General features: G+C 63.4%; 11 protein-coding genes. 8 read left to right on the top strand and 3 right to left on the bottom strand.

Features of this window, described 5'->3' with window-relative positions:
- Positions 1-63: 63 nt before the first annotated feature.
- The 7 genes from ACZ6YA_RS13390 to ACZ6YA_RS13420 all read left to right on the top strand — a co-directional run bounded on the left by ACZ6YA_RS13390 (position 64) and on the right by ACZ6YA_RS13420 (position 6,881).
- On the top strand, positions 64-1,263 hold the full coding sequence (locus ACZ6YA_RS13390) for a benzoate/H(+) symporter BenE family transporter (RefSeq protein WP_465897600.1): 1,200 nt from the start codon (positions 64-66) through the stop codon (positions 1,261-1,263).
- A 54-nt stretch (positions 1,264-1,317) separates the two neighbouring features.
- Positions 1,318-2,568, top strand: coding sequence for an OprD family porin (locus tag ACZ6YA_RS13395; protein ID WP_465897601.1), 1,251 nt, complete (start codon positions 1,318-1,320; stop codon positions 2,566-2,568).
- A gap of 92 nt (positions 2,569-2,660) precedes the next feature.
- On the top strand, positions 2,661-3,746 hold the full coding sequence (locus tag ACZ6YA_RS13400) for a metal-dependent hydrolase (protein WP_465897602.1): 1,086 nt from the start codon (positions 2,661-2,663) through the stop codon (positions 3,744-3,746).
- Positions 3,747-3,749: 3 nt separating this feature from the next.
- On the top strand, positions 3,750-4,451 hold the full coding sequence (locus ACZ6YA_RS13405) for a TraX family protein (protein ID WP_465897603.1): 702 nt from the start codon (positions 3,750-3,752) through the stop codon (positions 4,449-4,451).
- A 67-nt stretch (positions 4,452-4,518) separates the two neighbouring features.
- Positions 4,519-5,430, top strand: a complete 912-nt coding sequence (locus ACZ6YA_RS13410) for a LysR family transcriptional regulator (RefSeq protein ID WP_465897604.1) — start codon at positions 4,519-4,521, stop codon at positions 5,428-5,430.
- 99 nt (positions 5,431-5,529) lie between these two features.
- Complete coding sequence (locus ACZ6YA_RS13415) at positions 5,530-6,510, top strand: LLM class flavin-dependent oxidoreductase (protein WP_465897605.1); 981 nt, start codon at positions 5,530-5,532, stop codon at positions 6,508-6,510.
- Between the two features lie 158 nt (positions 6,511-6,668).
- Positions 6,669-6,881 carry a cold-shock protein gene (locus tag ACZ6YA_RS13420; RefSeq protein ID WP_465897606.1) on the top strand — a complete coding sequence of 71 codons (213 nt, stop codon included), beginning with the start codon at positions 6,669-6,671 and terminating at the stop codon, positions 6,879-6,881.
- 61 nt (positions 6,882-6,942) lie between these two features.
- Here the strand turns inward: ACZ6YA_RS13420 and nemA are convergent, their stop codons facing one another.
- The 3 genes from nemA to ACZ6YA_RS13435 form a co-directional block, all read right to left on the bottom strand.
- Positions 6,943-8,040, bottom strand: coding sequence for an N-ethylmaleimide reductase (gene nemA, locus ACZ6YA_RS13425; protein ID WP_465897607.1), 1,098 nt, complete (start codon positions 8,038-8,040; stop codon positions 6,943-6,945).
- A 116-nt stretch (positions 8,041-8,156) separates the two neighbouring features.
- Complete coding sequence (locus tag ACZ6YA_RS13430; protein ID WP_465897608.1) at positions 8,157-9,677, bottom strand: FAD-dependent oxidoreductase; 1,521 nt, start codon at positions 9,675-9,677, stop codon at positions 8,157-8,159.
- Positions 9,678-9,759: 82 nt separating this feature from the next.
- Positions 9,760-10,734 carry a LysR family transcriptional regulator gene (locus ACZ6YA_RS13435; protein ID WP_465897609.1) on the bottom strand — a complete coding sequence of 325 codons (975 nt, stop codon included), beginning with the start codon at positions 10,732-10,734 and terminating at the stop codon, positions 9,760-9,762.
- Between the two features lie 354 nt (positions 10,735-11,088).
- On the opposite strand from ACZ6YA_RS13435, the gene ACZ6YA_RS13440 reads away from it, so the two are divergent.
- Positions 11,089-12,249 carry a quaternary amine ABC transporter ATP-binding protein gene (locus tag ACZ6YA_RS13440; protein WP_465897610.1) on the top strand — a complete coding sequence of 387 codons (1,161 nt, stop codon included), beginning with the start codon at positions 11,089-11,091 and terminating at the stop codon, positions 12,247-12,249.
- The last annotated feature ends 16 nt before the right edge of the window (positions 12,250-12,265 follow it).

Raw genomic sequence — 12,265 nt, forward strand, 5'->3', positions numbered from 1 at the left:
GCGAAGAGGGCCACACAGAACAAGAGCCGACCTTGAATTCGGCCCAGCCTTGCGAGAGCCGCCATGAAAACCCTGATCAAGGACTGCTCCCTGTCCGCCATCGTCGCCGGCTGCATCGCGACGATGATTTCCTACGCCGGCCCACTGGTGATCATCTTCCACGCCGCCGAGGCCGCCGGCCTGTCCCACGGCTTGCTGTCCTCCTGGGTCTGGGCGATCTCCATGGGCAGCGCCGTGCTCGGCGGGTTGCTCAGCCTGCGCTACCGGGTGCCGGTGGTGATCGCCTGGTCGATTCCGGGTTCGGCGCTGCTGGTCACAGCGTTGCCCCAGCTTGGCCTGGAGCAGGCGGTGGGTGCGTACCTGATGGCGAATACAGTCCTGCTGCTGATCGGTATCAGCGGGGCCTTCGACCGCATCATCGCGCGCCTGCCGGGTTCGATCGCAGCGGGGATGCAAGCCGGCATCCTGTTCAGTTTCGGTACCGAGGTGTTTCGCGCGTTGCCGGTGCAGCCGGTGCTGGTGCTGGCGATGTTCGTCACTTACGTGCTGATGCGCAGGTTGCAGCCGCGCTATGCGGTGGCAGCGGTGCTTTGTGTGGGCGCTTTGGTGACGGTCGCCAGCGGGGCGTTGCGTAGCGAGGCGCTGGTACTGGAACTGGCCTCGCCCCAATGGATCACCCCGCAGTTCAGCCTGGCGGCGCTGTTCAGCCTGGCGCTGCCGATGGTGCTGGTGGCGCTGACGGGGCAGTTCATGCCAGGCATGGCGGTGCTGCGCAATGCCGGTTTCGCCATTCCCGCCAGCCCGTTGATCAGTGCCAGCGCCATCGGCGGCGCCTTGCTGGCGCCCTTCGGTTGCCACGGTCTGAATCTTGCGGCCGTGACCGCCAGCCTGTGCACCGGCCACGAAGCCCATGCCAATCCGCGTCGGCGCTACGTCGCGGCCGTGGCGGGCAGTGCGCTGTACCTGGTGCTGGGCATCGCCGGTGCGACGCTGATGTCGCTGTTCGCCGCCTTTCCCGCCGCGCTGATCGCCGCTTTGGCCGGGCTGGCCCTGTATGGCGCGATCAGCGAGGCATTGGCCCGCAGCCTGGCTGAGCCAACGGAGCGCGATGCAGGACTGTTCACCTTCCTGGTCACCGCTTCGGGGGTGTCCTTTCTTGGCCTGTCGGCAGCGTTCTGGGGCCTGCTGTTTGGTCTGCTGGCACATGCTCTGCTGAGCCTGCGCCGGCCACAACCCCGGGAGGCCCTGCGTCGCGCACCCTGAAAACCCGTGTTCCCCGCGCTTTTTCCATAACAACAAGATCAAGAGAGCTTCGGAATGAACCACACCCCTTGCGTCGCCATTGGGCTGAGCCTGCTCAGCCAACCGCTACTGGCTGCCGAAGGCGGCTTCTTCGAGGATGCCAAAGCCAGCCTCAGTGCCCGCAACTATTACTTCAGCCGCGACTATGCCGACATCGTCGGTGCCAATCAGCATTCAAAGGCCGAGGAGTGGGCTCAGGGCTTCATCCTCGACTTCAAGTCCGGCTACACGCCTGGGACCGTTGGCTTTGGCGTGGATGCACTGGGCTTGCTCGGCATCAAGCTCGACAGCAGCCCGGACCGGGTCAATACCGGCCTGCTGCCGGTGCAAGGCGATGGCCGCGCCGCTGACGATTACAGCCGCCTGGCAGCGACTTTCAAGGCCCGGCTATCGAAGACCGAACTGCGCGTCGGCGAGTTGCAACCCAACCTGCCGGTGCTGACCTTCAGTGACATCCGCCTGTTGCCGCCGACTTACCAGGGCGTGAGCCTGAATTCGGCCGAGCTGGACGGCCTGACGCTGCAGGCCGGGCATCTCAGGTCCACGCACCTGCGCAACGAAGGCGGCGACGGCAAGATGAACGCCATGCTCGGCCATGTACCTCAGCGCCAGGCCGAGAGCGATGGTTTCAACTATGCCGGTGGCGACTATGCGTTCAACGCCAACCAGAGCAGTGTCAGCCTCTGGTACGGACAATTGGAAGATATCTACGAACAAGGCTTCGTCGGCCTCAAACACAGCAAACCGCTGGGGGACTGGCTGCTCAGTGCCAACCTTGGCTACTTCACCGCCCGTGAAGACGGCGATGCGTTGCTGGGCAGCATCGACAACCAGGCGTTCTTCTCGCAGCTCACGGCCAGGCACGGTGGGCACAGTTTCCATGTCGGCTACCAGGGAATCTATGGCGACAGCCCGTTCCCAAGGGTGTTCGCCAATATCTCGCCATTGGGCAACGAGGTGCCCACCTATGAGTTTGCCTACACCGACGAGCGTTCCTATCAGCTGCGTTATGACTACAACTTCGCGGCCATGGGTATTCCGGGGCTGACGGCGACAGTGCGCTACATCACGGGTAACAACGTCGATACCGGTCAGGGATTCGAGGGTAAGGATCGAGAGCGAGACATCGACCTTGGGTACGCGGTGCAGAGTGGGGTGCTCAAGGGGCTTGGCATCAGGGTGAGGAATGCCATGGCGCGTTCCAATTACCGCAGTGACATCGATGAGAACCGACTGATTCTGGTGTATACCTGGCAGCTGTTCTGAGGTCGCTGCCACGCGTTGTCACACAGCAGTATTTGCACCTTGAAGCGTTCGAGGGTTAGGTTTGCGCCATTGCCCATTCAGGAAGCCTTACCTTGGACTCCATCACCCAAGCCGTACTCGGCGCCGCTCTGCAGGGCACGGTGCTCGGCCGTATCCAGGGCCGTCGCTCGCTCATCTACGGAGCGCTGCTGGGCACCGTACCGGACCTTGACGTGGTCATCCGCTACACCGACCCGGTGTCGCAGATGACCTATCACCGGGGTTTCTCGCACTCCATCTTCGTCCTGACCGGCCTGGCGCTGCTGCTCGCCTGGCTGGTCAACTGGCTTGGCCGCAAGCGCTGGCCCGACAAGGGATACAGCCTGTCGAGGGTGTTCCTGGCGTTCTGGCTGGTACTGGTCACCCACCCAATTCTCGATTCATTCACGGTCTATGGCACGCAACTGTTCTGGCCGTTGCAATTCACGCCGCAGAGTTGGGCCTCGGTGTTCATCATCGACCCGGTGTACACCATGCCGCTGCTGGGCGCCGTGCTATACGGCGCTTTCAGGGGCATCAGCGGCAGGGCGCTGCGTTTGTTAAGCTTGGCACTGGTGTTCAGCACGGCCTACCTGGGCTTTGGCCTGGCTGGGCGCATGGCCGCCGAGCAGCGAATGCAGGCTGCATTGGACCAGCAGGGCATCGTTGTCAGCCACGTGCGCGCCGTCCCCATCGCGTTCAACAGCCTGGTCTGGCGGGTGCTGGCCAAGACCCCGGACGGCGACTACTACGAAGGCGTCAGCAGCGCGTTCGACCACGATCCACCGGAGATGCAGCGCCTGGCGCTGAACCTGCACCTCGCCGACGCGCTTGCCGATGCGCCGCTGCTGCAGCGCCTGCGCTGGTTTACCGATGACTGGCTGCGCTATGACGAGGTGGACGGCGCGCTGGTGGTTACCGACCTGCGCATGGGCATTCCCGGTAACTACACCTTCCGCTTCAACATGGCTCACCGCGATGCGCAGGGGCATTGGGTTGCCCACACCCCAACCGCGTGGCGGGGCGCAGGAGTCGGCTCGATGTTCAACCGCCACGACCTGGCGTTGATCTGGCGGCGCATCCTTGATCAGCAACCGCCGCTGCCGTTGGCTGCGTGGACCAGCAAATACCTGGGCCAAGCCGCCGTGCCTGGACGTTGAGCGATGCGTTCGGCGGGGCTCGACCTGGTCAAGTGGACAGCGATCGTGACCATGGTCGCCGACCATCTGCGTTATCTCTGGCCGGCCGCCGATGGTTTGTTCATTGTCGGCCGGCTGGCGTTCCCGCTGTTCTGCCTGGCCATCGCGGTGAATGTCGGGCGCAGCCCGGCGGGTAGCCTGTTCACCCGTGGCAACCTGCGCTACCTGGGCTGGATGCTGGCCTTCGCGGTGCTGTCCGAAGGGCCTTATCGCTGGCTGGACCCTGCCACACAGACCCTCAGCGTGATCCCCACGCTGACCTTGGGGTTGCTGGTGGCCTGGGGCGTGCGGCACCCGCAACTGACGGCACGATTGATCGGGCTTGGTGCTGTACTGACCGCGACCGTGTTCAGTGCGCAGCTGATGTATGGCTTACCCGGCGCGCTGCTGCCTGCGGCGTGGGTCATGGCACGCAGCCACGGCGGTGCCGCCTGGCTGCTACCCTGCCTGGTGGCCGTGGCCGGCAACCTGACCAACAGCTGGTTGCTCGGGCACCTGATGGCGCCGTTTACACTGCTGACCCTGGCTGCCGCCACACTGGCCATCCCTGTCGGTTGCCGGCTGTTGCGCTGCGATCATCGAGCGGTGCCGGCGGTGGGCCGTTGGGGCTATCTGTTCTACCCGCTGCACCTGCTGGTCCTCAAAGGGTTGCAAGGGCTGCTGTAGCCGTGCCCTTGCAATACGCCGAAACGCACCCATCTAAGCGGGTCTTCACTCTGCGCAGGAGCCTGCCATGGAACCCAACCGCTTCGGCGACATCGCGGCCTTCGTCAGTGCCGCCAAAGCCGGCAGCTTCACTGCAGCAGCGGCAAGCCTGGGGCTGACGCGCTCGGCCGTGGGCAAGAGCATCGCCCGGCTGGAAGCGCGCATGGCGGTGCGCCTGCTCAACCGCACCACGCGCAAGTTGAGCCTGACCGACGAAGGCCTGGTGGCCTTCGAGCGCTGGCGGCAGATTCTCGATGATCTGGACGAGGTGGAAAGCACCATGGCCCAGCGGCGCGGCAAACCCACCGGCACGCTGCGCCTGACTGCGCCACTGTCGCTGGGCCAGCGCCATGTGCGGCCGATTCTCGATGCCTACCTCAAACAATGGCCAGAACTGCGTGCCGACATCCGCTTTACCGACCGCTTCGTCGACCTGGTCGAGGAGGGCGTGGACATCGCCGTGCGCATAGGCGCGCCCAAGGAGGATTCGCAGTTGCTCACCCGCACGGTGGGCTGGCAGCAATTTGTCACCTGCGCCTCGCCGGACTACTTGAGCCAGCACGGGGTACCGCAGGTGCCAGCGGACCTCTACGGGCATGACAAGATTGCCTTTCTGGCTGGCGAAAAGACGATGCCCTGGCGCTTTCGCACGGCCGAAGGCCTGCACCTCTGCGAGGAACCTGGGCGCCTGAACATCGACAGTTCCGAAGCGATGCTCGACGGCGCGCGGGCGGGTTTTGGGCTGATTCACCTGCCCACTTACATCACCGCTGACGACCTGCGCGCAGGCACCCTGGTGGAAGTGCTGCACGCCTACCGGCCACCGGCGGACCCGATCCGCGTGGTCTATCCGAGCAAGCGCCACCTGTCCCCGCGAGTGCGCGGTTTCATCGATCTGTTGGTGGCAAGTTGGGAGCAGGGCGTGCCATGGGAGCGGTGATTGGGGATTATCAGGCCCGAATGTAGGGCCTGAATCTGGGTTTACCCCTTGCACCACAGGCGGGACACTGACGTCACTGATAATCCCACTGGAGACCCCATGACTGCCTTGTCCGTACTGGATCTGGTCATGATCGGCGAAGGCAAGACCTTTGCCGACGCAATCGAAGAATCCCGCCAATTGGCGCGCCATGTCGAGCAACACGGCTACAGCCGTTACTGGATCGCCGAGCACCACGACATGCCCGGCATCGGCTCGGCCGCCACCTCGCTGGTCATCAACGAAATCGCCAATGCCACCCGACACATCCGCGTCGGTGCCGGTGGCATCATGTTGCCCAACCATGCGCCGCTGGTGGTTGCCGAGCAGTTCGGCACCCTCGATACCCTGCACCCGGGCCGCATCGACCTGGGCCTGGGGCGCGCCCCCGGCACTTCGGGGCCTACCGTGCGAGCCTTGCGCGGTGCCACCCCGGAGCGCGATTTTGCCCAGGACATCGCCGAACTGCGCGACTACCTCGCCGACAACGGCAAACGCCAGGTGCGAGGCGTACCGGGCACGCATGAAGTGCCGGTGTGGATTCTCGGCTCAAGCCTGTTCGGCGCCGACCTGGCGGCCAAGCTGGGCCTGCCCTATGCCTTCGCCTCGCACTTCGCCCCGCGCTACCTGCTGCAGGCCATCGCCCATTACCGGGCGAATTTCCAGCCGTCGGCTCAGCTGGCCAAGCCGTATGTGATGGTGGGGGTGAACCTGTTCGCCGCCGCCAGCGATGCCGAAGCCGATTACCACGCCAGCTCCCATCGCCAGTGGATGCTGGACCTGCACGTCGGGCGTTTTGGCCTGTTGCCCAAACCGCAGGAAGGTTATGTCGAAAGCCTGCCAGCCCATGAGCGCGCGGTGCTTGAGCAAGTGATGGCTTGCACCATCGCCGGTGGGCCTGAGCGGGTGAGGGCGGGGATGCGCACGCTGATCGAGCAGACACAGGCCGATGAACTGATGATCGATTGCCGCATTCACGATCCGCTGGCGCGTTTGCGCTCCCATGCGTATGCGGCGCAGGCCTTGAGCGCGCTAGGTTGAAAGGGACGGTACGCGGTTGGCTCCGGGGCTGAGTAAATTGCCAGTGGCGGCTTTTCATTGAATGGTCGACACTGGTACGGACCGGGGCTGGTCAAACGACTGGATACCCGTCATGTTCAATCAATGCAACACGCAGATAGCGATCGAGGATTCAGCGCATGGCCGAAAGACAGAAAGGAACTGTTAAATGGTTCAACGATGAAAAAGGCTTCGGTTTCATTACCCCGGCTGGGGGTGGTGATGACCTGTTCGTTCATTTCAAGGCAATCGAGTCGGATGGTTTCAAGTCTTTGAAAGAAGGCCAGGCCGTCAGCTTCGTTGCCGAAAAAGGGCAGAAAGGCATGCAAGCTGCACAAGTACGTCCCGAGTAAGTCGGACGTCAATGAAACGGGGCCCTAAGGGGCCCCGTTTCATTTCTGCCGTATCGCCACCTCAGGCCGTCTTCAGGAACGGGTAATCCGTATAGCCTTCAGACCCGTTGGCATAGTCGAACTGTGCCCGGTGCTCGTTCAGCGGGGCGTCCGTCTGCAACCGCTCCACCAGGTCCGGGTTGGCAATGAAGCTGCGGCCGAACGCGGCGGCATCGATCATCCCGCGCTCTATCAAATCTTCAGCCTTCTCTGCCGTGTACGCGCCTGCCGCCACGATCACACCTGGGTAAGCCGCCCGGATTGCCTCACGGAACTCGTAACGCAGCGGCTTGCCACCGGCCCAGTCCGGTTCCGAAAGATGCAGGTAGGCAAGGTTGCGCTTGGCCAGCTGCTCGATCAGGTACAACCCTGCAGCCTCCTGATCCTCGCCATTGTCCACACCGTTGAAGCCGCCCAGCGGGAAGATGCGGATACCCACACGGTCAGCGCTCCAGCTGGCAATCGCGGCATCCACGGCTTCCAACACGATGCGTGCGCGGTTTTCGACACTGCCGCCATAGCGGTCTTCACGCTGGTTGGCGCTCGGGGTGAGGAATTGGTGCAGCAGGTAACCGTGGGCGGCGTGCAGTTCGATGAAATCGAAATCGGCCTCGCGGGCATTGACGGCTGCCTGGCCGAAATCGGCGACGATGCCGGCGATTTCCTCTTCACTCAAAGCGCGCGGTGCAGAGGTCTCGGTACGTATCAGGTTGCCGTGCTCATCCCGTAGCGTGGTGCAGGCACCGGCGGGCAGGGCGGACGGCGCGACCGGCGCTTCGCCACCCGGTTGCAGCGAAGTGTGGGATATCCGGCCGGTGTGCCAGACCTGCACGGCGCTGTGGCCGCCAGCAGCGTGGATGCCCTCGTTGACCAGGCGCCAGGCAGCCATCTGCTCGGCACTGTGAATGCCGGGTGAGCCCGAGTATCCCTTGGCCTGGAAGGAAATCTGCGTAGCTTCGGTGATGATCAGCCCGGCGCTGGCGCGTTGGGCGTAGTACTCGGCCATCATCGGCGTGGGAACATCGCCCGGCTCCAGGCTGCGCAGGCGGGTGAGGGGGGCCATGAACACCCGGTTGGGCAGTGTCAGTGGGCCGATCTGCAGGGGTTGGAAGAGTTTCATTGCCGCTCCAAAGGTGAAAAACCAATGGCGCGCACGATACTAGGATGATTGGGGAATGGGGGGACCGGTACCCCGGCGGTGGGCTCCCCAATGAACTGGATGGGTTGAGTCAACGCTCAGCCGATCAGCTTGAGTGCCTCATCCACGCTCAACGGCCGCTTCATCCGCTGCGACAATTGCGCCATGGCATCCGAGTAGCCTTTGGCAATCACCGCTTCGACCTGCTCGCCGACACACTGCAAGGCAATGAAATCGCCTTGCTCCGGCTGCCCGACGAATTCGATGCGATCCCAAGTGTGCGCATGCCCCAGCACTTCGTAAGTGCGGCCATGCTGATAGGTCCAGAAAAACGGCACATCCGCGTACCGGCGCTGCTCGCCGAGCATATTGGCCGCAGCGATCACGCCGTGCTGCTGGGCCAGGCGCCAGTGTTCGATGCGCATCGGGCGGCCGGCGAGCGGAAAGGTGGCGATATCGCCGGCGGCCCACAGCTGCTCGCCGGCATGCAGTTCGGCGTCGACTGGCAGGGAACGGTCTTCAGCCAACGGTACACCCTGCACGAACGCGGTGGCCGGGGAGACCCCAGTGCCGAGCAGCACCAACGGCGTCGCCAGCCTTTCGCCATTCGCCAGCAGCACGGCTTCGACCCGCTCCTCACCGATAAACCGTTCAACCTCGGTGGGGCCATGGAAGACCACGCCCTTGCGCTCATGCAGCTCGCGAATGCTACGCCCGATACGCTCCCCCAGTTGCTTGCTCAAAGGGATTTTGTGGCGGCTCACGACGTGCACGTGAGCACCATATTTGCGCAAGGCCGAGGCCGCCTCCAGGCCGATGAAACCGTCGCCAACGATCACCACCGGCTGCCCCGGCTCGACAGCATCGAGCAGACGCGCGGCGTCCTCGCGTGAACGCAGCGTGACGATGCCAGCCAGGTCGACACCGGGCAGGTCGGGGCGCTGTGGCTTGCCGCCGGTGGCCAGCAACGCGGCGTCATAATCGATGCGCTTGCCGTCGGCCAGGCTGATCTGGCGCTTTTTCACGTCCAGTGCACGCACTTTGCCAAAGCACCGCTCCAGTTGGCCCTTGCGCAACTGGTCTGCCTCCAGCAGCGCCGGCACTTCGTCCGCTGGCATCTCTCCAGAAATGACGAACTTGCTCAGCGCGGTCCGGTCGTAGGCGGGCTGGCGCTCCTGGTCGATCCACACCAGACGCCCGCCAAAACCATGCGCCAGCAGCGTGGAGACCGCCGCCGAGCCTGCGGCACCTGCACCGATGACGACGAAGCAGCGGGCGTCGCTATGGCGCGGCGGTTCGGCGTGTGCAAGGGGCTGATCATCAACCCAGATTTCGCCGTCCTTGACAGTTGTCGCATAGCGGCGCAAGTCAGCAAGCGCTGGCGGTTCGCACACCGCGCCTTCGTCGACGGCAAACGCGGCCTTGTGCCACGGACAGACCAGCAGACCGTTGCAGATCACGCCCTCGTCCAATGGCGCGCCAGCATGCGGGCAATTGGCCTGGTAAGCGTGGACCCGGTCGCCCTGGCGAATCAGGATCACTTCTTCGTTGCCGGCCTGTACGCGCAGGGGGTGTTTGGGGTCGAGCTGCTCTAGGCGGGCCACGGCGTGCTGGGTCATGGGGTTTCTCCAAAGGGGCCTTTGGAATCATTTGACGCCTGCGTCGCGGGGGTGATGCGTCGAACTGACGATCGGAGCGGCGTTACTCGCTGGCATTCAGCAACGGCTGGAACTCCTGCAGCAGCCAGTCGCGCAGGCGTCGACAGCTGGAGTCGTGTTCCTTGTCTTCATTGAAGGCCAGGAAGTGGAAGGTGTCCTTCAGTACCAGCTGCTGCTCCACCGGCCGCACCAGCAAACCCTGGGCAACCAGTGGCGCCACCAGGTGGTGCCAGCCCAGCGCCACACCCTGGTTGCTCATGGCCAGTTGCACCAGCAGGTTGTAGTCGTTGGCATTGAAAAAGTGCGGTGCAGTGTTGGCCCGGGTTTTCAGGTCGACATCGTGAAAGGCCAGCCAGACATTCCAGTCGACGTGTTCGGCGACCTGGGAGCGGCCATAGGGGCTGAGGTTGAGCAACGAGCCATCACGGATGCCCTCCAGGGTGGCCAATTCCGGGTGCTGGGCCAGGTACTGCGGACCACACACCGGGTAGATCACGTCATGGTTAAGTGGGTGGCAGCTGTAGCCCGCCTGGATCTTGCCCAGTTTGGTGATGTAGATGTCCGGCCGCACCCCCGGCTCCATCGCCAGGAAGTTCTGCGTGGTCACCAAGTTGATGTCGATGTCCGGGTTTTCTTCGAAGAACTTCGGCATTCGTGGGCCCATCCACAGCGCAGCGAAGGCCGGCGAGCAGCACAGCGTGACCACATGCTTGGTGTTGGTGTTGCTGCGAATGCGCTCGGCCGCCTGGCTGATATTGACGAACGATAACTGCACGGCATCGAAGAAGATCGAACCGGCCACCGTCAGCTCCACGGCGCGGCCTACCCGGTCGAACAGCTCGGCCCCCAAGTAGGTTTCCAGTTCGCGGATCTGCCGGCTGACCGCTGCCTGGGTCACGCACAGGGCCTCGGCGGCGCGGGTGAAGTTCTGGTACTTGGCGGCCGCGACGAACACTTTCACCGCGCGCAGCGAAGGCATCTTGATCAGCGTTTGATCGGGTTCGGAATGTCTGACCATGGTCGTGGAGGAGGTCCTTCGTCTCGCCAGGTCAGCCACTCTAGCCTGTTGCACGGCCGTCGGTAAATGCGCAGGCGGCCTGGCACAACGGCTGCAGCGCGATTGATAACTTCAGGTAATGATTAGCGCCATGCAAATGTCGTTGGACCCTGTCTGGATCAGGGCCTAACGTTGAAGATACGGCGCGGCATTGAGACATCGATGTCGATAATTTTGAAGCAGGACATTCTGCGTGCCGGTTCCGACTCACGTTCGAATTTGAACGGACTGCCAAGCGTACTCGCACTGATCTACCCGCCTTATTGAAAGTGCGATGTTGATAGATTGGTTAATAAGCATAATAAAGAGGGTCGTATGAGCCATGCCGATGAGATTCTTTCGGTAAAAAACATCTTCAAAGTGTTCGGTCCCAACCCGGACATGGCCATGGAGATGCTCCGCAAGGGGGCCGACAAGAACGAAATCTTCAGCAAGACCGGCCACGTCGTCGGCGTGTTCGATGCAAGCTTTTCCGTCAAGCGTGGCGAGATCTTCGTCATCATGGGCCTGTCCGGTTCGGGCAAGTCGACCATGGTGCGGCTGTTCAATCGCCTGATCGAACCCACCTCAGGCAGCATCCACCTCAACGGCCGCGAAATCACTGGCCTCTCCGATAAAGACCTGCTCGACGTGCGCCGCAAGGACATGGGCATGGTGTTCCAGTCCTTCGCGCTGATGCCGCACATGAGCGTGCTGCAGAACACCGCCTTTGGCCTGGAGATTGCCGGCGTGTCGGAAGCCGAGCGCCACAGCCGTGCCCGCGAGGCGCTGGCCCAGGTCGGCCTGGCCGGCCATGAGCACAGCTACCCGCACCAGCTGTCCGGTGGTATGCAGCAACGCGTGGGCCTGGCCCGGGCGCTGGCCAACGACCCAACGATTCTGCTGATGGACGAAGCCTTCTCGGCCCTCGACCCGCTGATCCGCAGCGAAATGCAGGGCGAGTTGATGCGCCTGCAGCAGGAGCAGCAGCGCACCATCATCTTTATTTCCCACGACATCGAGGAAGCCATTCGCATCGGTCACCGCATCGCGATCATGGAGGGCGGCCGGGTGGTGCAGATCGGCACGCCACAGGAGCTGATCAATCAGCCGGCCAACGACTACGTGCGCACCTTCTTCAAGAGCTTCGACAGCTCGCGGGTGCTCAAGGCCGGCGATGTGGCGAAGTTCGACCCGGCGGTGGTGTGCAAGGTCAACGGCAAGGCGCCGAGCTTCCACGCCGGCGTACCGTTTGGCTACCTGGTCGACGACCGCGGCCAGCTGCTGGGGGTAGTCGACACCGACGCCAGCGGGGCCACCGCCAGTGACCGCTACAGCCTGCACGAGCGCCAGCCGGTGTACACCGATACGCCGTTGCACGAAGTGCTGGGGATCGCGGCCGACTTGCCGTACCCGGTGCCGGTGCTCGACCGCGAGGGGGCCTTCAAGGGCACCCTGTCGAAGAACGAGCTGCTGCAGACCCTGAGCCGCAACTAATTACAACAAGAGGTAA

It is taken from the genome of Pseudomonas sp. NPDC090752 (assembly GCF_055584805.1).